The organism is Pengzhenrongella sp., assembly GCF_036565025.1.
Lineage (GTDB): Bacteria > Actinomycetota > Actinomycetes > Actinomycetales > Cellulomonadaceae > Pengzhenrongella.
In genome coordinates, this window is record NZ_DATCNW010000337.1 from 1 (window position 1) to 26954 (window position 26954).

General features: G+C 69.9%; 27 protein-coding genes and 1 tRNA gene. 23 read left to right on the plus strand and 5 right to left on the minus strand.

Annotated features, from left to right (window positions below):
* The 9 genes from VIM26_RS19385 to nadD all read left to right on the plus strand — a co-directional run.
* A partial coding sequence (locus VIM26_RS19385; RefSeq protein WP_331954275.1) for an Rne/Rng family ribonuclease occupies positions 1-2136 on the plus strand: 2136 nt, incomplete at its 5' end.
* A 201-nt stretch (positions 2137-2337) separates the two neighbouring features.
* Entirely contained in the window at positions 2338-2646 is a 309-nt protein-coding gene (gene rplU / locus VIM26_RS19390) for a 50S ribosomal protein L21 (RefSeq protein ID WP_331954325.1), read from the plus strand.
* Positions 2647-2718: 72 nt separating this feature from the next.
* Complete coding sequence (rpmA, locus tag VIM26_RS19395) at positions 2719-2967, plus strand: 50S ribosomal protein L27 (RefSeq protein ID WP_331954277.1); 249 nt, start codon at positions 2719-2721, stop codon at positions 2965-2967.
* Positions 2968-3071: 104 nt separating this feature from the next.
* Positions 3072-4655 carry a GTPase ObgE gene (obgE, locus tag VIM26_RS19400; protein ID WP_331954279.1) on the plus strand — a complete coding sequence of 528 codons (1584 nt, stop codon included), beginning with the start codon at positions 3072-3074 and terminating at the stop codon, positions 4653-4655.
* On the plus strand, positions 4652-5794 hold the full coding sequence (gene proB, locus VIM26_RS19405; RefSeq protein ID WP_331954281.1) for a glutamate 5-kinase: 1143 nt from the start codon (positions 4652-4654) through the stop codon (positions 5792-5794). Before obgE ends, proB begins: the two co-directional genes overlap by 4 nt.
* A gap of 35 nt (positions 5795-5829) precedes the next feature.
* A complete protein-coding gene (locus VIM26_RS19410) occupies positions 5830-6846 on the plus strand; it encodes a GNAT family N-acetyltransferase (RefSeq protein ID WP_331954283.1) in 1017 nt (338 codons plus the stop codon).
* Between the two features lie 568 nt (positions 6847-7414).
* Entirely contained in the window at positions 7415-8758 is a 1344-nt protein-coding gene (locus tag VIM26_RS19415; protein ID WP_331954285.1) for a glutamate-5-semialdehyde dehydrogenase, read from the plus strand.
* Between the two features lie 120 nt (positions 8759-8878).
* A complete protein-coding gene (locus VIM26_RS19420; RefSeq protein ID WP_331954287.1) occupies positions 8879-9031 on the plus strand; it encodes a hypothetical protein in 153 nt (50 codons plus the stop codon).
* Positions 9032-9051: 20 nt separating this feature from the next.
* On the plus strand, positions 9052-9657 hold the full coding sequence (nadD, locus tag VIM26_RS19425; protein WP_331954289.1) for a nicotinate-nucleotide adenylyltransferase: 606 nt from the start codon (positions 9052-9054) through the stop codon (positions 9655-9657).
* Between the two features lie 681 nt (positions 9658-10338).
* Here the strand turns inward: nadD and VIM26_RS19430 are convergent.
* Positions 10339-11229 (minus strand): hypothetical protein, encoded by an 891-nt coding sequence (locus VIM26_RS19430; RefSeq protein ID WP_331954291.1) that lies wholly within the window; start codon positions 11227-11229, stop codon positions 10339-10341.
* 102 nt (positions 11230-11331) lie between these two features.
* Between VIM26_RS19430 and rsfS the strand changes: the two genes are divergently transcribed.
* The 6 genes from rsfS (at position 11332) to VIM26_RS19460 (ending at position 14644) form a co-directional block, all read left to right on the plus strand.
* Positions 11332-11727 (plus strand): ribosome silencing factor, encoded by a 396-nt coding sequence (rsfS, locus tag VIM26_RS19435; RefSeq protein WP_331954293.1) that lies wholly within the window; start codon positions 11332-11334, stop codon positions 11725-11727.
* Positions 11724-12386, plus strand: a complete 663-nt coding sequence (locus VIM26_RS19440) for a histidine phosphatase family protein (RefSeq protein WP_331954295.1) — start codon at positions 11724-11726, stop codon at positions 12384-12386. The genes rsfS and VIM26_RS19440 overlap by 4 nt, the downstream gene beginning before the upstream one ends.
* Before the next feature lie 99 nt (positions 12387-12485).
* A tRNA-Ala gene (locus tag VIM26_RS19445) sits at positions 12486-12558 on the plus strand.
* 135 nt (positions 12559-12693) lie between these two features.
* Positions 12694-12954 (plus strand): helix-turn-helix domain-containing protein, encoded by a 261-nt coding sequence (locus tag VIM26_RS19450; protein WP_331954297.1) that lies wholly within the window; start codon positions 12694-12696, stop codon positions 12952-12954.
* Complete coding sequence (locus VIM26_RS19455) at positions 12951-14216, plus strand: site-specific integrase (RefSeq protein WP_331954299.1); 1266 nt, start codon at positions 12951-12953, stop codon at positions 14214-14216. The genes VIM26_RS19450 and VIM26_RS19455 overlap by 4 nt, the downstream gene beginning before the upstream one ends.
* A 212-nt stretch (positions 14217-14428) precedes the next feature.
* On the plus strand, positions 14429-14644 hold the full coding sequence (locus tag VIM26_RS19460) for a hypothetical protein (RefSeq protein ID WP_331954301.1): 216 nt from the start codon (positions 14429-14431) through the stop codon (positions 14642-14644).
* A gap of 183 nt (positions 14645-14827) precedes the next feature.
* Here VIM26_RS19460 and VIM26_RS19465 read toward each other — a convergent pair whose 3' ends face one another.
* Together VIM26_RS19465 and VIM26_RS19470 are read right to left on the minus strand one after the other, a co-directional pair.
* Positions 14828-16132, minus strand: coding sequence for an aminoglycoside phosphotransferase family protein (locus VIM26_RS19465; protein ID WP_331954303.1), 1305 nt, complete (start codon positions 16130-16132; stop codon positions 14828-14830).
* 620 nt (positions 16133-16752) lie between these two features.
* On the minus strand, positions 16753-16989 hold the full coding sequence (locus VIM26_RS19470) for a hypothetical protein (RefSeq protein ID WP_331954305.1): 237 nt from the start codon (positions 16987-16989) through the stop codon (positions 16753-16755).
* On the opposite strand from VIM26_RS19470, the gene VIM26_RS19475 reads away from it, so the two are divergent.
* The 5 genes from VIM26_RS19475 to VIM26_RS19495 all read left to right on the plus strand — a co-directional run bounded on the left by VIM26_RS19475 (position 16983) and on the right by VIM26_RS19495 (position 23109).
* Positions 16983-17273, plus strand: coding sequence for a tyrosine-type recombinase/integrase (locus VIM26_RS19475; RefSeq protein WP_331954307.1), 291 nt, complete (start codon positions 16983-16985; stop codon positions 17271-17273). The two genes, VIM26_RS19470 and VIM26_RS19475, sit on opposite strands and share 7 nt — an antisense overlap.
* Positions 17274-17709: 436 nt before the next feature.
* Positions 17710-20628, plus strand: coding sequence for a bifunctional diguanylate cyclase/phosphodiesterase (locus VIM26_RS19480; RefSeq protein ID WP_331954309.1), 2919 nt, complete (start codon positions 17710-17712; stop codon positions 20626-20628).
* Positions 20629-20854: 226 nt separating this feature from the next.
* Positions 20855-21187, plus strand: coding sequence for a hypothetical protein (locus VIM26_RS19485; RefSeq protein ID WP_331954311.1), 333 nt, complete (start codon positions 20855-20857; stop codon positions 21185-21187).
* A 429-nt stretch (positions 21188-21616) separates the two neighbouring features.
* Positions 21617-21847: a helix-turn-helix domain-containing protein gene (locus VIM26_RS19490; RefSeq protein WP_331954313.1), complete on the plus strand. Its 231-nt coding sequence runs from the start codon at positions 21617-21619 to the stop codon at positions 21845-21847.
* Entirely contained in the window at positions 21844-23109 is a 1266-nt protein-coding gene (locus VIM26_RS19495) for a site-specific integrase (protein WP_331954315.1), read from the plus strand. The genes VIM26_RS19490 and VIM26_RS19495 overlap by 4 nt, the downstream gene beginning before the upstream one ends.
* A gap of 62 nt (positions 23110-23171) precedes the next feature.
* On the opposite strand, the gene VIM26_RS19500 is transcribed toward VIM26_RS19495, so the two are convergent.
* Positions 23172-24173 carry a ParB/RepB/Spo0J family partition protein gene (locus tag VIM26_RS19500; RefSeq protein ID WP_331954317.1) on the minus strand — a complete coding sequence of 334 codons (1002 nt, stop codon included), beginning with the start codon at positions 24171-24173 and terminating at the stop codon, positions 23172-23174.
* 395 nt (positions 24174-24568) lie between these two features.
* On the opposite strand from VIM26_RS19500, the gene VIM26_RS19505 reads away from it, so the two are divergent.
* The 3 genes from VIM26_RS19505 to VIM26_RS19515 all read left to right on the plus strand — a co-directional run bounded on the left by VIM26_RS19505 (position 24569) and on the right by VIM26_RS19515 (position 25936).
* Positions 24569-25198: a nucleotidyltransferase domain-containing protein gene (locus tag VIM26_RS19505; protein WP_331954319.1), complete on the plus strand. Its 630-nt coding sequence runs from the start codon at positions 24569-24571 to the stop codon at positions 25196-25198.
* Between the two features lie 76 nt (positions 25199-25274).
* Positions 25275-25631, plus strand: a complete 357-nt coding sequence (locus tag VIM26_RS19510; RefSeq protein WP_331954327.1) for a type II toxin-antitoxin system RelE/ParE family toxin — start codon at positions 25275-25277, stop codon at positions 25629-25631.
* Positions 25631-25936 carry a helix-turn-helix domain-containing protein gene (locus VIM26_RS19515; protein ID WP_331954321.1) on the plus strand — a complete coding sequence of 102 codons (306 nt, stop codon included), beginning with the start codon at positions 25631-25633 and terminating at the stop codon, positions 25934-25936. Before VIM26_RS19510 ends, VIM26_RS19515 begins: the two co-directional genes overlap by 1 nt.
* 464 nt (positions 25937-26400) lie before the next feature.
* Here VIM26_RS19515 and VIM26_RS19520 read toward each other — a convergent pair.
* The coding region (locus tag VIM26_RS19520; RefSeq protein WP_331954323.1) for an ROK family protein at positions 26401-26954 on the minus strand (554 nt) is incomplete at its 5' end.

Here is a 26954-nt window from a genome sequence, read left to right on the forward strand (position 1 = left end):
GGCTCGAGCCGCCGTCGTCGGCGCCGTCGCAGCGGGCGCGGGGCAGAGGGCGGGTCCGACAACGAGCCGGCCGCCCAGACCTCCACGCGGACGCGCGGTACGCGCCAGGCGGCCCAGACCTCCGCGCCGGCCGCGGACGAGGTGACGGCCCTGCGCGGGTCGACCCGCCTCGAGGCCAAGCGCCAGCGCCGGCGCGACGGGCGCGACGCCGGTCGCCGCCGCACGATCGTGACGGAGTCGGAGTTCCTGGCGCGTCGGGAGTCCGTTGACCGCACGATGGTGGTGCGCGAGCTCGACGGCGCGACGCAGATCGCGGTCCTCGAGGACGGCGTGCTCGTCGAGCACTACGTGTCCCGTCAGGCGCAGGCCTCGATGGCCGGGAACGTCTACCTCGGCCGGGTGCAGAACGTGCTCCCGAGCATGGAGGCCGCGTTCGTCGACGTCGGCAAGGGTCGCAACGCCGTGCTGTACGCGGGCGAGGTCAACTGGGACGCGGCCGGGCTCGAGGGTCAGCCGCGCCGCATCGAGCAGGCGCTCAAGAGCGGTGACTCGGTCCTGGTGCAGGTCACGAAGGACCCGATCGGGCAGAAGGGTGCCCGGCTCACGTCGCAGGTCACCCTCGCCGGCCGCTACCTGGTCTACGTGCCCGGCGGCGGCATGACCGGCATCTCCCGCAAGCTGCCGGACAACGAGCGCGCGCGGCTGAAGAAGCTGCTGCGCGAGATCGTCCCGGACTCGGCCGGCGTGATCGTGCGCACCGCGGCCGAGGGCGCGAGCGAGGAGGAGCTGCGCGGGGACATCGCCCGGCTCCAGGAGCAGTGGACCTCGATCGAGAAGAAGGCCAAGTCCGCCTCCGCTCCGGCGCTCCTGCAGGGCGAGCCGGACCTTGCGATCCGCGTCGTGCGCGACATCTTCAACGGTGACTTCGGGTCGCTCGTCGTCGAGGGCGACGAGGCCTGGGACACCATCTCGGGGTACATCGGTGCGCTCGCGCCCGATCTCGCCGAGAAGGTCACCCGCTGGGACGGCAACGGTGACGTGTTCACCGCGCACCGGGTCGATGAGCAGCTCGCCAAGGGCATGGACCGCAAGGTCTGGCTGCCCTCGGGCGGCTCGCTCGTGATCGACCGGACCGAGGCCATGACGGTCGTGGACGTCAACACCGGCAAATTCACCGGCGCGGGCGGCACGCTCGAGGAGACGGTGACCCGGAACAACCTCGAGGCCGCCGAGGAGATCGTCCGCCAGCTCCGGCTGCGCGACATCGGCGGCATCATCGTCATCGACTTCATCGACATGGTGCTCGAGTCCAACCGCGACCTCGTGCTGCGCCGCCTCGTCGAGTGCCTCGGCCGGGACCGCACCAAGCACCAGGTCGCCGAGGTGACCTCGCTCGGGCTGGTGCAGATGACCCGCAAGCGCGTCGGGCAGGGCCTCGTCGAGGCGTTCAGCGAGACCTGCGAGGCCTGCAACGGTCGCGGTTTCATCGTGCACACCGAGCCGAACGAGAAGAGCGGTCGCTCCGCCGAAGCCCAGGGTCAGGGCGGCCACGGGTCGTCCAACGGCGACGGCGACGGCGAGTCGAAGGGTTCGCGGCGGGGTCGTGGCGGGTCCAAGGACGCCTCGAGCTCGCCGATCGCTCCGGTGTCCGCTCCGACGCTCGCCCCCGAGGCGCGCGCGGCCGTCAAGGCAACGCTCGCCACGATCGCGGCGGCTGCGGCCCACGCGCACGAGCACCCGCACGAGCACGCCCACGCGGCGCAGGCCGTGGCGACCGAGCCCGACGTCGAGCACGTGGTCGAGCAGCACGACGGCGAGCAGATCGAGTGGCTCGAGCAGCTCGAGCAGGCCGAGGACCACGAGCAGGTCGAACAGCTTGAGCAGCTCGAGCAGGTCGACGTCGAGCAGATCGAGCGGCAGGACCAGCAGGACCAGCACGACGAGCACCAGCACGAGCAGCACCAGCACGAGCAGCACGACCAGCACGACGTCGAGCACCACGACGCGGGCGACCAGTTCGGTGCGGCCGGTCCGACCGACCTGCCCGTCCTCGACACCGAGGAGCAGCTCGAGCTGTTCCCGGTGGCACCCGAGGTCTTCGACCTCGGTGAAGCGAGCCCGACGCACAACGAATGACCGCCGTCGGCGTGATCACCTCCGCGGTGATCACGCCGAGCGGCAGGGTCTCATTTGACCCTGCCGGGCGGATTCCGTACATTAGAACGTCGGCGCGCTTAACGTGCGCTGGCCCCGCGTGCCCGCGTCGCCCCAGTGGGGAATTGTCGCGAAGAGCACGCCGCAGACGTTAAGTGATGACTGACAGAGATGAGTAGCAACGTGGTGTACGCGATCGTGAAGTCGGGTGGCCGCCAGGAGAAGGTGTCGGTCGGCGACATCGTCGTCATGGACCGTCAGTCGGCCAAGGTCGGCTCGACCCTCGAGCTCCCGGCCCTGCTGCTCGTTGACGGCGAGAAGGTGACCACCGACGCCGCAGTGCTGGCGAAGATCACGGTCACCGCTGAGGTCGTCCGGGACGAAAAGGGCCCGAAGATCGACATCCTCAAGTACAAGAACAAGACCGGTTACCGCCGGCGCCTGGGTCACCGCCAGAAGCTGACCCGCGTCCGGGTCACCAGCATCGTCTGATTTTCCCGTCCCGGCCGCCCGCGCGCCGAACGGATCGTCCCTTCCACGTAGCAGCACGAAAGCAGGTTCGAGATGGCACACAAGAAGGGCGCAAGCTCCTCTCGTAACGGCCGCGACTCCAACGCGCAGCGCCTCGGCGTCAAGCGCTTCGGCGGTCAGGTCGTCAACGCCGGCACGATCATCGTCCGCCAGCGCGGCACGCACTTCCACCCCGGCATCAACGTCGGTCGCGGTGGCGACGACACGCTGTTCGCGCTCGCACACGGTGCCGTGCTGTTCGGCACCCGCCGCGGACGCAAGGTCATCGACATCGTCGTCTGACGCCAGTCGAAACCATTCGCTCGGAACGTAGACGTTGGGGTGCACCGATGCGGTGCGCCCCTTCGTTGCATCTATAGATCTGCCCTACCAAGGAGGAGCCAGCCGTGGCGACATTCGTCGACCGGGTCGTGCTGCACGCCACCGGAGGCAACGGCGGAAACGGCTGCGCCTCGATCAAGCGGGAGAAGTTCAAGCCCCTCGCCGGCCCTGACGGCGGCAACGGCGGCAAGGGCGGCTCGGTGATCATCGAGGTCGATCCCCAGGTCACGACCCTGCTCGAGTTCCACCACCTGCCGCACTGGCACGCGGGATCGGGCACGCAGGGCATGGGCAACTGGCGCCAGGGCTCCTCGGGCGAGGACCTCGTCCTCGGGGTCCCCGACGGCACCGTGATCAAGGCGCAGGACGGGAGCGTCCTCGCGGACCTCGTCGGCTTCGGCGCCCGCTACGTCGTCGCGCCGGGCGGGCACGGGGGGCTCGGCAACGCCGCGCTCTCCTCGCCGCGCCGGATCGCACCCGGATTCGCGCTGCTCGGCGAGCCGGGCATCGAGCAGGACGTCGTCCTCGAGCTGAAGACCATCGCCGACGTCGCGCTCATCGGCTTCCCGAGCGCCGGCAAGTCGAGCCTCATCGCGTCCATCTCGGCCGCGCGGCCGAAGATCGCCGACTACCCGTTCACCACGCTGATCCCGAACCTCGGCGTGGTTCAGGCGGGCGCCTCGCGGTTCACCGTCGCGGACGTCCCGGGGCTCATCCCCGGCGCCAGCGAGGGCAAGGGACTCGGGCTGGAGTTCCTGCGCCACATCGAGCGCTGCTCCGTGTTGGTGCACGTGATCGACTGCGCCACCCTCGAGCCCGACCGGGACCCGCTCAGCGACCTGGACGTCATCGAGTCCGAGCTCGCGAAGTACGGCGGCGACGTCGGCATCGAGGGCGGGCGCGTCCCGCTCACCGAGCGCCTGCGCATGGTCGTGCTGAACAAGATCGACGTGCCCGAGGCGCGTGAGCTCGCCGAGCTGGTGCGCCCGGACCTCGAGGCCCGGGGTCTTGCGGTGTTCGAGATCTCGGCCGCGAGCCACGAGGGACTGCGACCGTTGACCTATGCGCTCGCCGAGCTCGTCGAGCGGTTCCGCCGCGAGACGGCGGAGATCGTCCCGACCCGAACCGTGCTGCGGCCCAAGGCCGTCGACGACGCCGGGTTCACGGTGACCCGGCACGACGAGGCCGGGCACGTGTTCTTCCAGATCCTCGGCACCCGGCCCGAGCGCTGGGTGCGACAGACCCAGTTCTCCAACGACGAGGCCGTCGGCTACCTGGCCGACCGGCTCGCCCGGCTGGGCGTCGAGGAGTCGCTGTTCGCCGCCGGTGCGATCGCCGGGGCGGAGGTCGTCATCGGCACGGGGGACTCCTCGGTCGTCTTCGACTGGGAGCCGACGATGCTGACCGGCTCGGAGCTGCTCAGCGGGCCGCGCGGCACCGATCTGCGCCTCGAGAACCACGAACGTCCCACCCGCGTCGACAAGCGCAAGGAGTACAAGGACCGCATGGACGCCAAGACCGAAGCACGGGCCGAGCTCTGGACGGAGCGCGAGGCCGGGGTCTGGACGGACGACGATCCGACTGGCTCCTCCGCCGACGACAACGACGCAGTGGGGTCGCAGACATCACCGTCGACGGCGACGTCATGATCGCCTCCGCGCTCAGCGGCCGTCAGGGCCTGCCCGCCGCCGCGCGCGTCGTGATCAAGGTCGGCTCGTCCTCGCTGACCGGCGAGGACGGCCGGCTGGACGTCAACGCGCTGAAGGCCCTCACCGAGGTGATCGCGGCCCGCCGCGCGGCCGGTGGGCAGGTCGTGCTCGTGTCGTCCGGTGCGATCGCGGCCGGGATCGAGCCCCTGGGCCTCGCGGCCCGCCCGGCGGACCTCGCGACGGCCCAGGCCGCCGCGTCCGTCGGTCAGGGACTGCTGGTCGCCGCGTACACCCAGGCGTTCGCTGCGCACGGGCTGCGCGTCGGCCAGGTGCTGCTGACCGCCGAGGACACCATCCGCCGGGTCAACTACCGCAACGCGCGACGCGCGCTGGCCCGCCTGCTCGACCTCGGCGTGCTGCCGATCGTCAACGAGAATGACACCGTCGCGACGGACGAGGCCAAGTTCGGGGACAACGACCGGCTCGCCGCCCTCGTCTCGCACATGGTGCACGCCGACGCGATGGTGCTGCTCACCGACGTCGACGCGCTCTACGACGGGCCCCCGGCGCGCGAGGGCACGCACAAGATCTCCGAGGTGAACGGCCCGGCCGACCTCGAGGGCATCGAGATCACCTCGGCGGGCAGTGCGGTCGGCACCGGTGGCATGGTCACCAAGCTCGCCGCGGCAGCGATCGCCACCGGGTCGGGCATTCCGGTCGTGATGACCTCGGCGAACCTCGCGGCGGAGGCCCTCGCGGGCAAGGACGTCGGCACCTGGTTCGCTGCGACCGGCCGCAAGCGGTCGCGCCGCCTGCTCTGGCTTGCCCACGCCGCCGCGACCCGCGGCCGTCTGGTGCTCGACGACGGCGCGGTCAAGGCCATCAAGGACGGGCGCGCCTCGCTGCTGCCGGCCGGGATCATCGCGGTCGAGGGCGACTTCGAGGCGGGTGACCCGGTCGAGCTCGTCGGGGTCGACGGCCTCGTGGTGGCGCGCGGTCTCGTCTCGTTCGACGCGACCGAGCTGCCCGAGCTGCTGGGGCGCAAGACCTCCTGGCTGCGCGCGAAGCACGGACCCGGGTACGACCGGGCGATCGTGCATCGTGACGACCTCGTGCTCGTGCGGCGCCCGCGGCGGTGAGCCCGGACGCTTCCACCGCCGCACCGTCCGTGTCGGTGCGTTCGGCGCGCCCGGACGAGTACCGGCAGGTCGGCCAGCTCACGCACGACGGCTTCGCGACCGGGCCCTACGGGGCGTCGATGGATCTTGCCCGGATCGCCTTCGAGCGGGACGCTGCGGGCCGGGCCGCGACCGGTGACCTGCTCGTCGCGGTCGACGACGCCTCGGGCACGCTGCTCGGCACCGCGAGCCTGCTGCGTGCTCGGACCACCTACGCCCGCGTCGCGCGCGACGGCGAGGCGGAGGTCCGGCTGCTGACCACGTCCCTGGCGGCCCGGGGCCGCGGGGTCGGCGCCGCGCTGATGGTGGCCGCGATCGAGCGCGCCCGCGCCTGGGACGTCGACGCCGTCGTGCTGGACACCGGCGCCGACAACCTGGTGGCCCAGCGCCAGTACCACCGGCTCGGGTTCGAGCGGGTCCCGGACCGCGAGACCACGCACGTGCCCGGCGTCGGGATCCTGGTCGTGTTCCGGTACGACCTGCGAGCGACCGACGGGGTCCTGGTGCGCCTGGTCCGGCCGGAGGAGCTGGACGCAGTTGCCGCGCTGAGCGTTGCGGCGTACTCCCAGGCCTACGACCTGCCAGCCGACTACCTCGCGCGGACCGCCGACGTCGAACCGAGGGCGCGCGCGCACGAGGTGTGGGTCGCCCAGGACCGCGCGACCGGCGACCTGCTCGGGACGGTCACCACCCCGCGACCCGGCGAGCACGTCTCGCCCCTGGGGCGAGAAGGCGAGCTCGACATCCGCTCGCTCGCCGTCGACCCGGCGGTGACCGGGCGCGGGATCGGCACCCTGCTCACGACCCATGCGATCGCGCTCGCGCGCCTACGCGGCCTGGACCGCGTCGTACTGAACTCCGGCCCGGACATGTTCGCGGCCCACCGCCTCTACGAGCGCCTGGGCTTCACCCGCCTCCCCGACCGCGAGACACATCTCCCCGACGGCCGCCCGATCCACGCCTACGCCCTGGATCTCCCGCCCTCCACCCCGCCCACCACCCCCGCGAAGTAGTACCCCCGCGCCCGGATAGAGCGCAGGAATGCTCTATCTCGACGCGGGCGTCACCCGCGAAGATCCGGAAGGTTTGGCTCGCTGGGCGCACACATCCTTCCCAAAACCGGGGCCCGCCTCGCCCGATGCCAGGGATCGGCCCGGGCAACGCCGAAGACTCGGAAGGTTTGGCTCGCCGGGCGCACACATCCTTCCCAAAACCGGGCATGGGTGGCGGCATCGGCGATCTGGACCAACTGACCGGGACTGACCGTCCCTCCGGGAGCCGGCGGCCGACGAGGCGGACCAGCCAGCCGCAACTCGCCCGCCGACCCGAAGCTCGTCACCCGCCGGCACCGTCACCCGCGAAGATCCGGAAGGTTTGGTCCGCCAGACGCACACATCCTTCCCAAAACCGGGGCCCGCCTCGCCCGACGCCGGGGATCGGCCGGGGCAACGCCGAAGACTCGGAAGGTTTGGTCCGCCAGACGCACACATCCTTCCCAAAACCGGGGCCTGGGCTTCGGCGGAAGTGGCCTGGGCTGAGACCCCGGCGCCGGGCCGGCGGGGGCTTGGCTATCCTTGGGCGATGACCACACTGAGCAACCGGCCCGCCGGCGACACCGTGTCGGGGGAGACACCCACGCCATCGCCCACCGCACCGACCGACGCCGTCGCCGACGCAGTGCTCGACGTCGCCCGCCGCGCGAAGGTTGCGTCGCGCTCGCTGGCGACCGCGACGCGCGCGACCAAGGACGCCGCGCTGCTCGCCCTCGCCGACGCGCTCGTCGCCGCGACGGACGAGATCGTCGCCGCGAACGCCGAGGACCTCGAGCGGGGCCGCGCGAACGGCACGTCCGAGGGCCTGCTCGACCGGCTCACCCTGAACCCTGAGCGTCTGGTGGCGATCGCGGACGCCCTGCGCGAGCTCGCCGCACTGCCGGACCCGGTCGGTGAGCTGGTGCGCGGCTCGACGCTGCCGAACGGGCTGCGCCTGCGTCAGGTACGCGTCCCGATGGGCGTCCTCGGGATGATCTACGAGGCCCGGCCGAACGTGACTGTCGACGCCGCGGGACTCGCGCTCAAGAGCGGCAACGCGGTCATCCTGCGCGGTGGCTCCGCGGCCGCCCGCTCGAACGAGGTCATCGTCGCGGTCCTGTCCCGGGCGCTGCTCGCCCAGGGCCTGCCCGGTGACGCGGTCCAGTCGATCGACCGCTACGGCCGTGAGGGCGCTGTCGCGCTCATGCACGCCCGCGGCCTGGTCGACCTGCTCGTCCCCCGCGGGGGCGCGGATCTCATCCGGACTGTCGTTCGCGAGTCGACCGTGCCGGTCGTCGAGACCGGGACGGGCAACTGCCACGTGTACATCGACGAGAGCGCCGAGATCTCGGTCGGCGTGCCGATCCTGCTGAACTCCAAGACCCATCGGGTGGGCGTGTGCAACGCTGCCGAGACGTTGCTCGTGCACAGTGCCGCTGCCGACTCGTTCCTGCCCGCCGCGCTCGCGGCGCTCCGTGAGGCGGGCGTCGTCGTGCACGGAGATGCGCGGACCGCGGCGCTCGCGCCGGCGGATCTCGAGGTGATCCCTGCGACCGACGAGGACTGGGGCAAGGAGTACCTCGCGCTGGAGATCGCGGTGCGGGTCGTGGACGACCTCGATACGGCGATCGAGCACATCCGCACGTGGACGTCGGGTCACACCGAGTCGATCGTCACGCGTGATCTGGCGTCCTCGGAGCGGTTCGTCGCCGAGCTCGACTCCGCGGTGATCATGGTCAACGCCTCGACGCGCTTCACGGACGGGCAGCAGTTCGGCCTGGGTGCCGAGATCGGCATCTCGACCCAGAAGCTGCACGCGCGGGGCCCGATGGGCCTCGGCGAGCTGACGACGACCAAATGGATCGTGAACGGAGAGGGCCAGGTCAGGCCCTGACCGCAGTCGGCAGAGCCGCGCCGAAGGATCGAGCCCGGCGCTCGGGCGGAGGCGGGCATGCGACACTTGGTGTTCGTGCGTTGGACGGCGCGCGGGCGCTCAACCCACTAGGAGGATGACGTGCACGCTGCCCTGCGGCTGGCCGAAACGGCTGCCGAACACACCACCAAGCTCCCCTTCAGCCCCGAAGTCACGGGCGCCCTTGTCTTCGGAGGGCTCGTCGCGCTCCTGCTGGTCGCCTACGCCTTTCGGAGCGTCGGAACCCGTCACTGATTGATGGGCAAGACCGCTTCATGACGCAGCGTCGACCCCGGATCGGGGTGATGGGTGGCACGTTCGACCCGGTGCACCACGGTCACCTCGTCGCCGCGAGCGAGGCTGTCGCCCGCTTCGGCCTGGACGAGGTCGTGTTTGCCCCGACCGGGCAGCCCTCGTTCAAGCAGCACCAGGTCGTGTCGCCTGCCGAGCACCGGTATCTGATGACCGTGATCGCAACCGCGTCGAACCCGCGGTTCACGGTGAGCCGGGTGGACGTCGACCGGGCCGGTCTGACGTACACGGTCGACACGTTGCGCGACCTCACGCGGTCGCGGCCGGGGGCGGATCTCTTCTTCATCTCCGGTGCCGATGCCATCGAGCAGATCCTGCGGTGGAAGGACGCCGCGGAGCTCTTCACGATGGCGCAGTTCGTCGCGGTCACTCGCCCGGGACACAAGATGACCGTCGAGGGCCTGCCCGAGGACCGGGTGAGCGTGCTTGAGGTTCCGGCACTGGCGATCTCTTCGACGGACATCCGTGCGCGGGCCCGCGCTGGGGAACCCGTCTGGTACCTCGTCCCCGACGGGGTAGTGCAGTACATCGCGAAGCACGGTCTGTATCGAGGTCATGACGATGAGTAACGAGCCCGGAGAACGCCGCCGCCGCCGCGAGGACGAGCGCGCGCGAGATATCGCGTCGCAGGAGGCCGCGGCTCCGCCGGTGGGCGGCTCCGGTCGGTCGGCGAGCTCGACCGCCCGGTCCGGTTCCGGTGCGGCACGGGCTTCCCAGCCGCCTGCCTCACGCAAGGTGCTGCGCGAGCGCGCACAAGCCGCTGCCGAGTCGGCCGCGCAGAGTGCCGCGCCGGTCGCGGCACGCTCGAACGCGCCGTCGCGTCCGGCGCCGATGCGGTCGGCTCCCGCGAGCCCTGCGACGCGTGTGGCCCCCGCGCGTTCGGTGCCCGCGACGCCCCCGACGCGCTCGGCTGTGCGGCCCGCGCCCGCGACCCCACCGACGCGCTCGGCGCCGGTGCGGCCCGCACCCGCGACGCCCCCGACGCGTACGGCGCCCGCGACCCCGCCCACGCGTACGGCGCCCGCGACCCCGCCGACGCGGTCGGCACCGGCGAGTCCCCCGACGCGTTCGTCACCTGCGCGGTCCGCGTCCGTGAGCCCGACAGCCCGTCCCGCCACCGGGAGTCCCGCGGCCCGTTCCGCGTCGCAGAGCCCGACAGCCCGCCCGGCACAGGCGGCCCCTCCGGCGCGCCCCGCGTGGCGCAGTACCGCCTCGGATTCGACCCAGGTGGGCGTCCCGGCATCGGACCCTCAGGTCCGTCCGTCGTGGTCGAGCTCCGCGGCGGGGTCCGCGCGACCCGGTACCTCGGCGTCGAGTCCCGTCGAGCGCCCCGCGCGGCCGGGGCCGGCGGGTTCGGGACAGTCCTCGTCGCGCACCGCGCCGTCGAGCGACCCGTCGAGCTCATCCGGGCTCCCGGACGAGGACACCGGCTCCGCTGCGCGGTCCCGTCGGTCGATGCGCAGTCCTTCGACGCCCGTCGACTCCGACCGGACGCCCGTCGTCCGACCGCCCTCGACGACCGGCGCGGTCCGCTCCGTGCTCCCCTGGGACGACGAGAACGCGACCCCCGCGGGCGGCGCGCCGGACGCCCGGCGATTCCCGACGACCGCGCCCCGTCGCCCGGCCGCCTCGCCGAATCCCGTGACGCCCTCCGGGTTTCCGGCGGTTACGCCACCCTGGTCGGCGGCTCCCGCGTCGTCGGCTTCGCCGTCGGAGACCTTCGCGTTCGAGGCGACCTCCGGGGCATTAGGGGCATCGGCTGCCGCGGTGCCGGGCAGCACGGCGGCCTGGAGCCGGCTCTCCGGAACGCCGGTCGCGAGCCCGCCGGACGAGCCAACCCCGCAGCCCGCGCCGGACGCGCACGGCGCGGCTGGTCTCTCGCCGCGCTGGGGCGACGCCCCGGTCAGCTCGTTCGACGCGATCACGCGCCCGGACGACGACGAGGAGCAGAATTCGACCCCGGCTCGCCCTGACGCGGGCAGATCCGGAAGGTCGTCGAAGCCCGTGCGGGCTTCGAAGCCGGGAAGGGTTGCGTCGAACAAGTCCGCGCCCGCTCCCCACCGCACGTCGTACACGTGGTTGCAGATGGTGGCGCTGGCCCTGGTGGCCTTCGTCCTCGGCTTCCTCGTCTGGCTCCTCATGTTCAAGGGCTCGTCTGAGCCCGGTGCCACGGGTGCCTCGGCACCCGTGCCCGCGACGTCATCATCCGGGCCCTCGTGGCCCCACCTAGGAGAACAACTGTTGTGACTGCCACCGACCGTGCCGTGGATCTTGCGATCGCCGCGGCGCGAGCTGCATCAAGCCTGAAAGCCGACGAGATCATCGCTCTCGACGTCAGCGAACAGCTCGTGCTGACCGACGTGTTCCTGATCGCCTCGGGTACCAACGAACGCCAGGTCGGCGCGATCGTGGACGCGGTCGAGGAGGCGCTGCACAAGCTCGGCGCCAAGCCGATCCGCCGCGAGGGCAAGTCCGCGGGCCGCTGGGTGCTCATCGACTTCGGCGACGTCGTCGTGCACGTGCAGCACGCCGAGGACCGCGTCTACTACGCGCTCGAGCGGCTCTGGAAGGACTGCCCGTTGATCGACCTGCCCGAGGACGCACGTGGCGGTGACGGTTCGGCGGAGCTCTCCGAGTGAGCGCGGGGACCGTGCTGCTCTGGCGGCACGGGCGCACCGCGCACAACGCGACGCTCCGTCTCCAGGGCCAGGTCGACATCCCGCTCGACGACGTGGGAAGCCGACAGGCACGCGCTGCGGCGGCGGCGCTCGTCGCGACCACCAAGCCGGCCGCGATTGTCGTCTCCGACCTGGGTCGCGCCGCGGCTACGGCGGGCTTCCTCGCCGAGCTCACCGGCCTCGAGCCCGCGATCGACGCCCGCGTGCGCGAGCGCAGCTTCGGGCTCTGGGAGGGCCTGACCGGCGAGGAGATCTCGGCGGGCTGGGCGAGTGAGTACGCCGCGTGGCGCTCGGGCGGCGAGCCCGAGAACGTCGGCGCGGAGAGTCGCGCGGTCGTCGCCGAGCGCATGGTCGCCTCGATCACGGAGCACGCCGCGGGTCTCGGGCCGGACGACGCGCTGGTCGTCGTCTCCCACGGCGCGGCCATCACGCTCGCCGTCACCGCGCTGCTGGGCCTGGACGTCATGGGTTGGAAGGGGATCGCCGGACTGACGAACGCGCACTGGAGCGAGCTCCGGCGCAATCCCGCCGGCATGGAGCCGAGCTGGCGGCTGTTCGGGCACGACCTCGGTCCGTCCACGTCGATCGACGAGTGGAACGCGGGAACCGCCCTTGCGTAGGGCCGGGCGTGACGGGGCTCTCGCCGGGCCGACGTCGGCCGATTCGCTGTCCCGGCCGTTCGTAGCCTAGACTTCACGACGGCCCGCAAGGGTCGTTTCGGGGCTGTGGCGCAGCTGGTAGCGCACCTGCATGGCATGCAGGGGGTCAGGGGTTCGAGTCCCCTCAGCTCCACCGAAGTAGCAGGTCACGGGCCATGTCTGGGCTCCCGGAAGGGGGCAAGGCATGGCCCGTGGGCATTTAATGGGCACTTCGGCGTCGTCACTCGACCTCACGCCGCCCGATCTGGACGCTCCTCGGAGCTTCTTGGTGCGTCTTGCACACCTGGGTTTCATGGACACGGACACCCAGAACACCTCCCCGCGCACCCTCGAGGTGCTGTCGCTGCCGGAGCTCGCCGAGCGGCTCCATGTCACCGCGCAGACGCTGTACGACCTGCGCGCCAAGGGCCGCGGGCCGCGCGGGTTCCGTGTCGGTCCCCGGCTGTTGTTCCGGGTGGTCGAGATCGAGGACTGGCTCGCCCGCATGGAGGCCGAGGACGCCCGGCGCCGCGACCGGAGCCGGCAGTGAGCGGCCGACCGCGGACCTCGATCGGGACGTTCGGTGAGATCCGCGTGGTGGACCTGGGCGGCAGATACTGTGCCGAGACTCGCTACCGGGACCTGGACGGCCGGCTGCGCAAGGTCCGCGCTACCGCCCTGTCGGCGCGAGCGGTGCGATCCCTGGTCAAGGACCGCCTGGCCGCCCGTGTCGGATACGGCAGTGGTGGCCTCCTGAGCCTGTCCAGCCCGTTCTCAGATCTCGCCGAGCTGTGGCTCGATGACCTCACGTCGCGGGACATCTCCGAGGGCACCAAGGAGAACTACCGGGACGACCTGCGCCTGCACGTGCGGCCGTTCTTCGCCGGCTACCTCCTCGGTGAGCTCACCACCGGCAGGGTCGAGGTCTTCCTCAGGCAGGAGCTGGCGATCTCCTACTCGCGGGCCAAGCACTCCAAGACGCTGCTCAGCATGCTCTTCGCGTTCGCGCTGCGCCACGACGCGATACCCCGCAACCCGCTCGAGGGGACGTCGGACCTGATCCGGCCGAAGCACGTGGTCCAGGCGATGAGCTTGGAGCAGGTGAAGCAGATCCGGGCCGCCGCCGCTGCCTGGCGCACGGGTCCGGTGGTGATGGGACCCAGGCCGGACGGGAAGGTGCGCGACGTGTGCGAGGTGTTGCTGGGCACCTCGATGCGTCCCGGAGAGGTGCTCGCCCTGCGCCCGGTCGACATCGTCGAGACCAGGAAGGGCATGGTCGCCCACGTCCAGGGCACCGTGGTCGAGCGCAAGAAGACCGGGTGCCACCGCCAGGACCACCCCAAGACCAACGCGTCGAACCGGCGCATCCCGGTGCCCGAGTTCGCGGCCCTGGTGATCCGCGAGCGGCTCGCACAGATGACGCCTGCGCAGGCGGAGTCGACGATCTTCCACAACCGCGACGGGAAGGTGCTCACCATGCACAACCTGCGAAGGACGTTCCGCGACTTCGTCAAGGACGCCGGTCTGGATGGCTTGGGCATCACCCCGCGCTGGTACCGGCGAACCGGCGCCACGATCCTCGCCCGCGGGATCGGTGTGGAAGCCGCGGCAACGTTCCTCGGACACACCTCCACGGCCATCACCGCGAAGCACTACATCGAGCTCGACACCTCCATCGACCACATCCCGGCCACGATCCTGGACCTGACTCTGCGGCCATTGGACCCAGACGGCTCCCTGCTCGGCAGGCGCGCGTCCGACGACGAAGAGGACCTGCTCGACGAGATCGACGAGGACGACCCGGATGGCTGAGGCGAGCGGTTGCCCGTACGCAGCCGGTGGGAGGGCGGGGGAGGAGTGCATCGGGTTCTCGCCTCACACCGTTGCGCGCACGGCGTCGCGCGCGGCGCGGCCAGCCTCGGCGAACGTGGTGATCTGTTCCAGGACCCGTTCGAACGCCGCACTCGCTCACGGTGACCGACGTCGCCAGGTCCGCCGGGTCGTACCCGTGAAGCCACCCGTCCATGTCCCGGAACGTGATCACCCACATCCGCTGCGAGGTGGCGAACGTCGTCGTAGCCAGCGCCTTGGATGCCGGCCGGCTGGTCTTCCTTTTCGTCGACGTTGCCCTGATCCGTTCGAGAGCGGCCTCGGCCATCGCATCGAGCTCCTCGTCGGTCGGTCGCCGGCGCTCTGGTACCTCGACCTGCTCACCCAGCGCCGCCCGGACCGACTGGTAGGCCGGGTTGACGGGGTGCCCCTCACGGATGCGTTCCAGGGCTGTGTTCGCGACCTCGCGGACCCGCTGCGACTCGGCGGGGTCGGCGGCGAGATCGCGGATCCGTCCGATCTGCTCCATCCGGGTGTGCGACGCGTTGCCGGTCACCATTTGCGCTGCCCGCTTGCGGGAATCGCCGACCAGGTCACGCGGGGTGCCCGAATCGGGGACCACGCGTCCACCCTTTCCGCCGGACTCCGCGGAGCGGGTGCCGAACCGTGACGCGGCCTGGTGGCGTTCGGCCTCCCGCGGCGGCCGTGAGCCAGAGCCCCGGGTCCTTGGCGTGGTAGATCCGCTCGCTCGGCTCTATGGCCTCGAGGAAGCCGTCGTAGATCACGGCCTGCCGCAGCGCCGAGACGGGCGCGAGTAGCTTCGCGGCGCGCGACGGGTCGCACCCGGGCGCCGCCGTGCGCCACAGGCCGTCCCAGTGGTCGACGACCTCGCTCCGGTCCGCCGCGGGGACCCGTTCGAAGAACGCGGCGCGGTCCAACAGCGGATGACCGACGCCGCAGTCGCCCCAGTCGAGCAGCACCAGCTGCGTGTCGTCCCCGCGCAGGTTGCCGGGGTGGAAGTCGCCGTGGACCAGGGTGTCCGGCACCCCGCACGCTGCGATCGCGCGGAACCGCTCGGGCAGCCCCTCGACGAGCCGCTCGCACGCCTGCCACGTCGCCCGGTTCACCTGCGGTCCGGTACGAGCGACGGTCTCGGCCGCCCGCTCCACGAAAGGGCCGGGCCGCCAGTCCGGCGCGCCGAGCGCGCGGAGCTCGTCCAGGCGGTTCACCCATCCCGCCTGCAGGTTGACCAGCAGCGAGACCATGCGCAGCAGGAGCGCTCCCGTCGCGCCGTAGAGGTCCTCACCGGGCACCTCGTCGAGCAGGACGCGGGGGCCCGCTGCGGCCAGCAGGGGCGGCACGACGGCGGGGTCCAGCCGGGCCAAAACGGCGCCCTCGTGGGCGAAGAACGGCGGCACGACCTTGAGCCACACAGCACCGTCGGCCGTCGGCAGCCGCCACAGGCTCGACAGGTTCCATGTCCGTACCTGACGAGGGGGCTCCGTCCGCGTTCGCCCGAGAGCGGCGAGGGTGGCGTCGGCCCACTCGAGGTCGGCGGACGGCCCGCCCGGCTCGGCGTAACGCAGCCGAAGAGGGTGCGTACCGAGGGGTGAGGCCCACGGCGCGAGCCGGGGGACGGGGCCGTGGACCTCCGCGAGGTAGGTCACCGGTCCGCCGGCGGCGTCCGACCCCCGACCCCCGAGCACGCGGAGCACCGTCACGTCGACGCTGTGGAGGTCGCGGGCCGCGTCAACCACCGATGCTGCCTCGTTCCACCACGGCACGGCGACAGGGAACGGTGGCAGCACGCCGAGGACCTCGCCGTCCGGCAGGCAAAGGACGAGGGTCACGACGCGCGGCGGCGGGTCGGTCGGGCTGGGCGCCGTCATGGTGACCATCGCGGAGACGGTGGCTCGCGCAGCGTCCCGGTCTTCAGCGCGGTGTGACGACGCGACGACGCCAGTTGCCCCCGCCGCCGGGCCTTGACGTCTTCCACGGTCAGTCCGACCCGCACCGCCAGACCGTCTCCGATGACGGACAGCCCGTCGCTGACGGGGTCAAAGTCCAACATGGATCTAATCGTGCCTTCCCCGCGCCAGATCGTCGCGAGCAGCGCCGACAGCTTCGACGTACTTTCGCAACGTGTCGAACTGGGCGCGCTCGATGTCGCCGTGCTCGATCCGCGAAATCGGGCGCGTCGCGGGGGCCTGCCCTACGCACCTAACATGCGCCCGGCACCACGCCATCGACCACCACTCTCGGCCGCCCCATCCCAGAGGCGTCCCCCTGTCCTGACGGGGAGTCCGCGCACCTCGCTGCGTGCATATCTCCTGCCTCTGCTGCACCCCCTCAGAGAGGTCACACGTCTGGCAGTCGAGGATGGTTGCGTCGTCAATCAACGATCGTGCGTTCGCCGATGCCCGAGCAACCTCAAGCATGCGGATCGACGCTTTGACTGCCAGGGACCGCGACGAGCGGGCACCTTTCCTACCGTCGGGCGCGTCGGAGTAGCGATGACTCAGTTGAGTGCTTGGAAGGGCCGGGCAGCGAAGGCGAAGAGCATGGCGATGGCCGAAAGGAAGACCAGCCAGGGGTCGGTCACTGGGTTCCAGGGAGCGAGCAAGAGGGCCCACCAGTCCAGTTTCTCGTCTGGGGCGACCCCGGCAAACACGATGCAGCCGAGGTAGGCGAGCAGTACCGCGATCGCTGCCGCGAACGAGGCGCGTCGGGCCAGGAGGCTGCTGACGCTTGCCACGACGACCAGCGTGCGGACGGCGGCGAGCGTGCTTATGCCGACGTCGGCATAACCACGATCTGCGGCACTTCTACGCCTGCGGCCTGATCGCGGCCGGGTGCGACGTCGTGACCGTCCAGCGCTCGCTCGGACACGCGAAGGCGACCACGACACTCAACACCTACGCCCATCTCTGGCCAACCGCCGAGGACCGCACGAGGAAGGCAGCGGAGTCGATCATGTCCGTGTCGCTCGGCCAGCCTGCCGCGACACTCGCTGAGCTGGCGGCGACTACGGGTGAGTGAGCCGCGGCCAGACGATCGACGATGTATGACGCAGAGCGTCGCCTCGTGTCCCAGCGGTGGCGCGTCACAGCGCCCAGAATGGGGGCGCCGTGTCGCGTGCTTGGTACCGCATTTCGCCGGTGTCCAGCGGTATACGCTCTCAGTGGCAGTTCCATCGCTCAATGTGACCAGGTCTGGTATGAAATCTGTGCGGCATTCGTTGCTGTCGTTGCCGACATCGATGTCGGCCGCGCGGGAGTCGCGTCGGCGCTTAGCGGCTGAGTCGGATCGTGTGCCTTTGGGGGCCGACGGATGCCGAGTGCCGGAGCCGAAGGATGAGCAGGCTCATGTATCCCGGCAAGACCGCGGCCGGCCGGAGACTTCTGGTCACGGCGCCCCTCGCCAGAGTCGTACCGTTACCTTCCGCAGCGCTGCTTACCCGGTCCAGGTGGGGCTGGTGGCAGGCCTGTACTACGGCTTGGCCCAGGTTGGTCTTTCTGCCGGAGCGTTGCCGGGGAATGTCACACCGGTGTGGCCTCCGACCGGGCTGGCTTTGGCGGCCTTGGTGCTGTTTGGTGTCCGACTCTGGCCTGGCGTTGCACTCGGGGCGCTGCTGGTGAACGGGCTCAGCGCTGTGCCGTTGGCCGTGGCCTGCGGCATGGCCGTCGGCAATACCCTCGAAGCGGTTATCGGTGCCTCCCTCCTGCGTCTAGTGCCGGGCTTTCGCCCGTCGTTGGAACGGGTCGCTGACGTGGTCGCGGTGGCGCTGCTGGCGGCCGGGCTGTCTACCGTGGTGAGCGCATCGGTCGGGGTGGCGAGCCTGGCGTTCGGCGATGTGATCGCTCCGGGCGCTTTCTGGGCTACGTGGCAGGTGTGGTGGGCGGGCGACGCGTTGGGCACGTTGGTGGTCGGGACGGCGATCCTGATCTGGGCCCGGCCCGGGCGCTTCAGCATCTCGACTAGAGCATGGCTCGGTGGAGTCATCGTCGTCGTCGTGCTGGCCGCGGTTTCGCTGGTTGCCTTCAGTGGCCCGCCCCAGCGTGCGTACCTCGTCTTCCCTCTGCTGATTTGGGCGGCGCTGCTGCTGCGCCAGCCAGGCGCGACCGCGGCGACGCTAGTGGTATCGGGTATTGCTGTAGCGCTCACGGTCCAGCACCTCGGGCCGTTTGTGAGCGGCACCACCACGCACAGCTTATGGATCCTGGACACCTTCTTGGCGGCGGTGGCTCTAACGACACTGATGCTGGCGGCGGCGGTGAACGAGCGCGACCGCGCCAAGCGTGAGGCGCTGATGCTGGTCGGGGCGACAGACCGCGAACTGGCGGCCGCCTCGCGGCTCGCCGCCATCGTGGACTCGTCGGCCGACGCCATCATCGGGAAAACCCTGAGCGGGGCGATCACCAGTTGGAATACAGGCGCTGAAGACATGTACGGCTTCACCGCAGAAGAGATGGTTGGCCGCAACATCTCGCAGATCATCCCGCCCCACCGGGCCGGCGAGCTATCCGACATGGACGAGCGGGTGGGCCGGGGTGAGCGGGTCGAGCACTACGAGACCGAGCGGGTCCACAAGGACGGCCACATCATCGACGTCTCGATCGCGGTCTCGCCCCTGCGTGATGCGGCCGGTACGATCGTGGGCGCCTCGACTGTGGCGCGCAACATCTCCGACCAGAAACTCGCCGTGCGGGCCCTATGGGCCAGCGAGGCGCGCAAGAGCGCGATCTTCGAGTCCGCACTGGACTGCGTTGTCACCATGGACTCTGAGGGACGGATCCTCGAGTTCAACCCCGCTGCCGAACGCACCTTCGGCTACTCCAAGGCAGCCGTCATCGGCCAGGAAATGGCCCAACTCATCATCCCGCCGTCGCTGCGCGACGCTCACCGGGCCGGGCTGGCCCGGTACCTCGCCCGCGGCGGCGGCGGCAGCATCGTCGGCCACCGCCTCCAGATCACCGCCATGCGCGCCGACGGCATCGAGTTCCCTGTCGAGCTGGCGATCACCCGGGTCGACCTGCCCGGCCCGCCGATCTTCACCGGGTACCTGCGGGACGTGACCGAGCCGCTGCGAGCCGAGCGCGAGCTAACCCACCGGGCCATGCACGATGCATTGACCGGCCTGCCCAATCGCGTGCTGCTCATCGATCGGCTCCACATCGCCCTCGAACGAGCAGAACGCAGCCACTCCATGGTCGCCGTCGTGTTCGTCGACGTCGACTGGTTCAAGGACGTCAACACTGCGTACGGCCACGCCGGAGGCGACGACCTGTTGACCGAGGTCGCTGGCCGACTCGCCGGCAGTGTCCGTGGCACCGACACGGTTGCCCGCTTCGGCGGAGACGAGTTCGTCGTTGTCTCCGAGGGTGTGACGCACTTCGCAGACAGCCTTGCCGCCCGGTTGCGGCAGTCGATGGCGGCCCCGTGCATCGTTGGCGGCACGGAGGTACCGATCACGATCAGCATGGGCGTGGCAGTCGGAGGTGGCCCCGACAGTCCCGACGCCCTCCTCCGCGACGCGGACATCGCTTTATTGCAAGCCAAAGCCAAGGGCAGGAACCGGACGGAGTTCTTTACCGACACCCTGCGCGCGACATCCGAGGACCGCCTCTCGGCGATTGCCGACTTGCGCCGAGCCGTCGAACGACACGAGTTTTCGCTGCGATTCCAGCCGGTGAAGCGCCTTGATGGCACAGGCATCATCGGCGCTGAAGCCCTCCTTCGCTGGGAGCATCCCGAGCGGGGGACGGTGTCCCCGGCGGAATTCATTGCTCTCGCCGAGGAGACGGGACTCATCATCCCGATCGGGCGATGGGTCATCGAGGAGAGCTGTCGGCAACTGGCCAGCTGGCAGACGATCGCGCCCGAGCTGTCGATGTCGGTCAACATCTCGGCCCGTCAGCTCAGTACGCTCAATCTCGATGACGTCGTCCGGGACGCGCTGACCGCCAATGGCCTTGAGCCGGCCCACCTCGTGCTGGAGATCACCGAAGGCGTCCTCATGGACGATGTCGCCTTCTTCAGCACGGCCCTCAGCGCCATACGCAACACAGGGGCGAAGATCGCCATCGACGACTTCGGGACTGGGTACTCATCGCTGGCCTACCTCGAGCAATTCCCTATTGATGTGTTAAAGATCGACCAGCGTTTCATCGCCGGGTTGCCGGATGACGCCTACCATCGTGCGGTCGTGCACGCCGTCGTCGCCATCGGCCAAGCCCTCAAGCTCTCCGTCGTCGCCGAAGGCGTCGAGTCAGAGGCGCAGGCCGAAGCCCTCTTGAGGCTCGGCTGCCATGACGCCCAGGGATATCACTTCGGCCACCCGCTCACCGGCGAGGACTTCCAGGCCGCCGTGGCGCTTACCGCGACCCGGCCATGAACCAATCGTGGAGGAAGGTCGCCTCCGCCAGAACCCTTGAGGTCGTCACCCGACGTGAGGTGCGTTTCGTCTGTGTTCGTGTAGGCGGTTTGAGCGGAGCGCTGTTCGACGACGGCACGTGCTGGTCGCCGGGTCCACCCAGGCCGGCAACCCGACAAGTTGCTAGTACACCCTGTTGCTCGTCCGTCTTTGCAGGCGTGACCGGTCGTAGTCCTAGCCTGACGACATGACGACGATGACACCGACGGTCGCCCGTGCCTTGTGGCTTGCGCTCCTGGACAACGCGGCGCGGATCGTCGTTGAGGCAGACGCACTGTTCCCATCACCACGCGCGCAGTCACTGGTTGTCATTGCGCAAGAAGAAGTCGGCAAGCTTGCGCAGTTCAGCGCCATCGATCGAGCTTCGAAAACGGACCCTTGGGTGGGGGAGTCGTTCGAGGCAGCGAGACGTGACAGCGCGGAGGCGGTTAGCGGGGAAGAAGTGCGAGAGCGACTGCGGGCTGCCATAGAACGTGGCCCATCGGGCGAGGCTGCACGCGCGCCGGAGGCGCGCTCTTGACTTGAAGTAGCAACGTAGGCAACCAGTAGGCAACCAGTAGGGGAGTGGGCAAGTATTGGGCACTTCGGTGTCGCGAGATGCCTCCAAGCGGCTCCAACTTGGCCTAGAGAGTTCGATATCGTTATCTTGCAACGTTCATCTCGCTCAGGCATTCGCCCAGGTCAGGCGGCAAGACTTCGAGATTCGTCAAGATTCCTCGAAGGGTGGAGAGGACTCCTCTGGATTCAGGGGGTCAGGGGTTCGAGTCCCCTCAGCTCCACCGAAGTAGCACGTCGCAAGGCCACAGGCCGTGTCTGAGTCCCAAGTTTCGGGGGCAAGGGCATGGTCTGTGGGCATTTATGGGGCACTTCGGCGTCGTCACTCGAGCCGGCACCGCCCGATCTCGACGCTCCTCGGAGCGTCCCGGCGCGTGCCGCACACCTCGGTGTCATGGACACCCAGAGCAACTTCCCGCGCACCCTCGAGGTGCTGTCGCTGCCGGAGCTCGCCGAGCGGCTCCATGTCACCGCCCAGACGCTGTACGACCTGCGAGCCAAGGGCCGCGGGCCGCGTGGGTTCCGCGTCGGACCCCGGCTGATGTTCCGTCTGGTCGCGATCGAAGACTGGCTCGCCCGCATGGAAGCCGAAGACGCTCGTCGCCGCGACCGGAGCCGCCAGTGAGCGGCAGGCCGCGGACCTCGATCGGGACGTTCGGCGAGATCCGGCTCGTCGAGGTGGGCGGCAAGTACCGTGCCGAGACCCGCTACCGAGACCTGGACGGCCGGCTGCGCAAGGTCCGTGCCACCGGCACCTCGGTGCGGGCGGTGCGAGCCCTGATCAAGGACCGCCTGGCCTCCCGCGTCGGGTACGGCAGCGGCGGGGTGCTGCGCCTGTCCAGCCCGTTCGCAGATCTCGCCGAGCTGTGGCTCGAAGACCTCAAGACGCGTGACATCTCCGAGGGCACCAAGGAGAACTACCGCGACGACCTGCGTCTGCACGTCCGGCCGTTCTTCGAGGGCTACATGCTCGGCGAGATCACCACCGGCAGGGTGGAGTTCTTCCTCAAGCAGGAGCTGGCGATCTCGTACTCGCGGGCCAAGCACGCCAATTCGCTGCTCAGCATGCTTTTCAAGTTCGCGCTGCGCCATGACGCGATACCGCGCAACCCGCTGGAGGGGACCTCGGACCTGATCCTGCCCAAGCATGTGGTCCAAGCGATGAGCCTGGAACAGGTGCAGCAGATCCGAGCCGCCGCCGCCGCGTGGCGCACCGGTCCGGGCCGTCGCGGACCCAAGCCCGACGGGAAGGTGCGCGACGTCTGCGAGGTGATGCTGGGTACCTCGATGCGCCCGGGGGAGGCGCTCGCCCTGCGCCCGGTCGACGTCACCGAGACCAAGAAGGGGATGGTCGCCCACATCCAGGGCACCGTGGTCGAGCGAAAGAAGACCGGGTGTCACCGCCAGGACCATCCCAAGACCGACGCGTCGAACCGGCGTATCCCAGTGCCGGAGTTCGCAGCCAGGGTGATCCGCGAACGGCTCGCAGAGATGACGCCCGCGCAGGGCGAGGTGACGATCTTCCACGGCCGCGACGGGAAGGTGCTCACCGTGCACAACCTGCGACGGACGTTCCGCGACTTCGTGAAGGACGCCGGCCTTGAGGACCTGGGCATCACCCCGCGCTGGTACCGGCGAACCGGCGCCACGATCCTCGCCCGTGGAATCGGCGTGGAGGCCGCGGCGACGTTCTTCGGACACACCTCCACGGCCATCACCGCGAAGCACTACATCGAGCTCGACACCTCCGTCGACCAGACCCCGGCCACGATCCTGGACCTGACTCTGCGGCCCGTCGACCCAGACGGCACGCTGCTCGGCAGGCGGGCGTCCGACGACGAAGAGGACCTGCTCGACGAGATCGACGAGGACGACCCGGACGGTTGAGGCGAGCGGTTGCCCGTACGCAGCCGGTGGGAGGGGGACGAGGAGGGCCTCGCGTGGTCGCCTCAGACCGTTGCGCGCACGATGTCGCGCGCGACTCGGCCAGCCTCGGCGAACGCGGTCATCTGGACCAGGACCCGCTCGAACGCCGCCCACTCGCTCACGGTCACCGACGTCGCCAGGTCCGACGGGTCGTACCCCTGGAGCCAGCCGTCCAAGTCCCGGAACGTGATCACCCACATCCGCTGCGACGTGGCGAACGTCGTCGTGGCCAGCGCCTTGGATGCCGGCCGGCTGGTCTTCCTTTTCGTCGACGTTGCCTTGATCCGTTCGAGAGCGGCCTCGGCCATCGCATCGAGCTCCTCGTCGGTCGGTCGCCGGTGCTCTGGTACCTCGACCTGCTCACCCAGTGCGGCCCGGACCGACTGGTAGGCGGGGTTGACGGGGTGCCCGTCACGGATGCGTTCGAGGGCTGTGTTCGCGACCTCGCGGATCCGCTGCGACTCGGCGGGGTCGGCGGCGATGTCGCGGATCCGGCCGATCTGCTCCATCCGGGTGTGCGATGCGTTGCCGGTCACCATTTGCGCTGCCCGCTTGCGGGAATCGCCGACCAGGTCACGCGGGGTGCCCGAATCGGGGACCCCGCGTCCACCCGTGCCGCCGGACTCCGCGGAGCGGGTTCCGAACCGTGTCGCGGCCTGGTGGCGCTCGGCCTCCTCGGCCAGGAGCGTTTTGATCTCGCGGTACAGCTCTTCGGCTTCCAGGTCCGTGTAGGGCTTGCGGACCGCGTTCTCGTCCTGCTCGGCGAGCAGGCGCTGCGCGCCCTCGGAGACCCGGCGAACCCATACGTTTGTGGTCCGCCAGCCGAGCTGTTTGATCGCCTCGAGCCGCCGCAACCCGCACACCAACGCGCCGTCGGGGGTGACCGTGATCGGCTGCAGAAGCCCACGGTCCTGGATCGACCTGGCCAGCACCCCGAGGTCGCCGAGGTCCTTGCGGTGCCGAACGCCGACGGTGATCGAGTCGACGCTCCGGTCCAGCTGGAGGAATCCGCCCGAGTCATGCATGGCGGGACCTCCCCACACGCCGAGCGGACGAGGGAAGCGTGTCGTGGGGGAGCGACTCGCGTGACGATGCGAGGGGGAGCGTGTCGTGTGTCCCGTGCGGCGACCTGAGTCGGCTTTCCATGCCCACAAGGCTGGCGACCGTGCGTAATCGGACGCGTATCCCCAAACTGCGTATCCCCGAGGGGATACGCAGTGTTTGCGCAGGTCAGGCGAGTAGCCCAAGAAGTCCAGATCGGAGGTTGCGCGCGGGCCCACGACGCGGTCCTTGGCGCGTTCCTTGCCGGGGATACGCAGTTCGAGCCCGGTGGCCGGTCAAGGGGATACGCCACTCGGCTCAGCCACGAGTGAGTATTTGGGTTCTCGCACGAGTTGTTGAGGCATCACAGGGAGGCGCGATGGACGTATCCAACCCGATGAGTTGCGTCGTGCCGTCGGCGCATGGCCCCGTGCTGGCGGTCCTCGCGGGGACGACCATTCCGTTGACCGGGCGTGGGATCGCCGAGCTGACGCGGCCACGCGTGTCACAGCCCAGGGTCGCGCGGATCCTGCGCGAGCTGACCGCCGCCGGGCTCGTCGAGCGCACGCCAGCCGGCTCGTCGTCGCTGTTCGTGCTCAACCGAGAACACCTGGCCGCCGGCGCCGTCGAGAGCCTCGCGACCCTGCGACAGCAACTCTGGGCACGCATCGCCGAGCACGCCCGCACCTGGGGCCACCGTCCCGTCGCCGTGGTCGTCTACGGCTCCGCAGCGCGCGGTGACGGCACCATCGACAGCGAGATCGATCTGCTCGTGGTGCGGCCGATGGACGTGGACGACGACGACGAGGAGTGGCAGCACGACCTCACCGACCTCGCGTCCCACGTGGCGCGCTGGACCGGGAACCCGTGCGAGATTCTCGACCGGTCCGAGCATGGGCTTGCGACGATGGCCGCCAACGGCGAACTTCTGCTCACGGGGATCCGCCGAGACGGACGCGCCCTGGTCGGCTCACTCCAAACGGTCCCCGTCCCGGTCGAGGTCGCCTGACGCGAGGTTCGGTGGCCCTTACGAGCGGGCCCACAACTCTTGTGTTATATAGCCTAGGAGGTGTATCTTGGCTGCGATGTGGAGCGTCGACGTCGAGCTGGTCGAGGAGTGGTTGACGGCACTGGATCAGTCCTCGTACGAGCAGGTTGTCGCGGCTCTGGAGTTGCTCGCTGAGCGTGGGCCCCAGCTGGGTCGCCCCTTGGTCGACACGGTGGTCGGTTCTCGTCATAGGAACATGAAGGAGTTGCGGCCAGGATCGGGCGGCCGTTCGGAGTTGAGGGTGTTGTTTGCTTTCGACCCTGAGCGCCGGGCGATCCTGCTGGTCGCCGGCGACAAGGCCGGCAACTGGAGGAAGTGGTACACCGTGAACGTCCCGATCGCCGATGACCGCTTCACTGAGCATCTGGATAGGTTGACCAGAAAGGGACCGTGATGGCGAAGAGTCTTGACGAGTTCGTGCGCGATCGCACCGTCGATCGCGCACGGGTGGATGCGCACAAGAAGCGGATGCTCGACGAGGTCCGTGCCTACCGCTTGCGTGAGTTGCGTGAGGCGTCCGAGTTGACGCAGGTCGAGCTCGCTAGCCGGTTGCAGGTCAGCCAGAACCGAGTTTCGCGAATCGAGCACGGCGACATCGAGCGCGCCCAGGTCGACACGTTGCGCAAGTACGTCGAAGCTGTCGGCGGGCGACTGCGAGTCGAGGTAGAGATTGGCGACGAGCGCATCCAGATCGCTTGAGCCGCGACGGTCGATGGTCAGCGCAGATTGGGCCGCTCACCGAGGGGTTCACGACGCTCCTGCGCCTCGCGAGTGGCCTGCCACACGCACCTACTCGCCTGGCGTGCGCCCGGCACCGCGCCCTCGACCACCGCTCTCGGCTGACGCATCCCAGAGGCGTCCCCCCTGTCCCTGACGGGAAATCCGCGCCTACCTCCCTGCGCGCGTATCCCCTGCCTCTGCCGCACCCCTCAGAGCGGTCACACGTCTGGCAGTCGAGGTAGTTGCGTCGACAACGAAATATTCTGGTGACGATCAGCGTCCTGATTGGGGTCGTGCGCCACGAGAGCGATACGCCGTCGGGAGATGACCATCGGTTCTCCGGTGCGTAGTTGGGCCCACGACGAGTACGCGGCCACGCCGCGCGGCGGGCCACCGCAGACAAGGGATCCAAGTTCTCTGAGTTGCGCGGCTGTTGCGCGTGTTCACCCGACGAGGGCGGGTGCAGGTGCAGGTGCAGGTGCAGGTGCAGGTGCCGGAGCCGGAGCCGGAGCGTGCGGCAATGTCATCCGGGCGGAATCACCCGCGCCGACGATGCCGGCGTCGTTCCCCAGCGACGCCTCGAGCACGAGCGGCGACTGACGAAAGCCGCGGCCCGACAGTCGTCGCAGGAACCCGGTCCGCGCGTGGGGGAGGATCAGGTCGGCGGCCGCCGCCGCAATCCCCCCGCCGACCACGACGACCTCGGGGTCGACCACGGCGCACAGGGTGGCGATCCCAGCGCCGAGAAGATCGCCGAACCGCTGCAGCAGCTGCAGCGCGAGGGGGTCGTCCTCGCGGGCGGCGGCGGTGACGTGGGCTCCCGCGAGTGGTTTGCCCGCAGCGACGCGCAGCATCGCGGAAGCGCCATCGGGGTCACTGATCGCCACCCTCTGCGCGAGCTTGGCCAGTGCGGTGCCGGAGACGTACGCCTCCCAGCAGCCCTCCTGCCCGCACCCGCAGTAGTGGCCGCCGGGCACGAGGGTCACGTGCCCGAGCT

What these genes read in the sequence shown, in the direction of transcription:
- rpmA (WP_331954277.1), top strand. Translation starts at nt 2,719, where the DNA reads ATGGCACACAAGAAGGGCGCAAGCTCCTCTCGTAACGGCCGCGACTCC.
- proB (WP_331954281.1), top strand. Translation starts at nt 4,652, where the DNA reads ATGATCGCCTCCGCGCTCAGCGGCCGTCAGGGCCTGCCCGCCGCCGCG.
- VIM26_RS19415 (WP_331954285.1), top strand. Translation starts at nt 7,415, where the DNA reads ATGACCACACTGAGCAACCGGCCCGCCGGCGACACCGTGTCGGGGGAG.
- nadD (WP_331954289.1), top strand. Translation starts at nt 9,052, where the DNA reads ATGACGCAGCGTCGACCCCGGATCGGGGTGATGGGTGGCACGTTCGAC.
- VIM26_RS19430 (WP_331954291.1), bottom strand. Translation starts at nt 11,229, where the DNA reads ATGAGGAGCCAGACGAGGAAGCCGAGGACGAAGGCCACCAGGGCCAGC.
- VIM26_RS19460 (WP_331954301.1), top strand. Translation starts at nt 14,429, where the DNA reads ATGTCCCGGAACGTGATCACCCACATCCGCTGCGAGGTGGCGAACGTC.
- VIM26_RS19465 (WP_331954303.1), bottom strand. Translation starts at nt 16,132, where the DNA reads ATGGTCACCATGACGGCGCCCAGCCCGACCGACCCGCCGCCGCGCGTC.
- VIM26_RS19485 (WP_331954311.1), top strand. Translation starts at nt 20,855, where the DNA reads ATGACGACGATGACACCGACGGTCGCCCGTGCCTTGTGGCTTGCGCTC.
- VIM26_RS19490 (WP_331954313.1), top strand. Translation starts at nt 21,617, where the DNA reads ATGGACACCCAGAGCAACTTCCCGCGCACCCTCGAGGTGCTGTCGCTG.
- VIM26_RS19500 (WP_331954317.1), bottom strand. Translation starts at nt 24,173, where the DNA reads ATGCATGACTCGGGCGGATTCCTCCAGCTGGACCGGAGCGTCGACTCG.
- VIM26_RS19505 (WP_331954319.1), top strand. Translation starts at nt 24,569, where the DNA reads ATGGACGTATCCAACCCGATGAGTTGCGTCGTGCCGTCGGCGCATGGC.
- VIM26_RS19510 (WP_331954327.1), top strand. Translation starts at nt 25,275, where the DNA reads ATGTGGAGCGTCGACGTCGAGCTGGTCGAGGAGTGGTTGACGGCACTG.
- VIM26_RS19515 (WP_331954321.1), top strand. Translation starts at nt 25,631, where the DNA reads ATGGCGAAGAGTCTTGACGAGTTCGTGCGCGATCGCACCGTCGATCGC.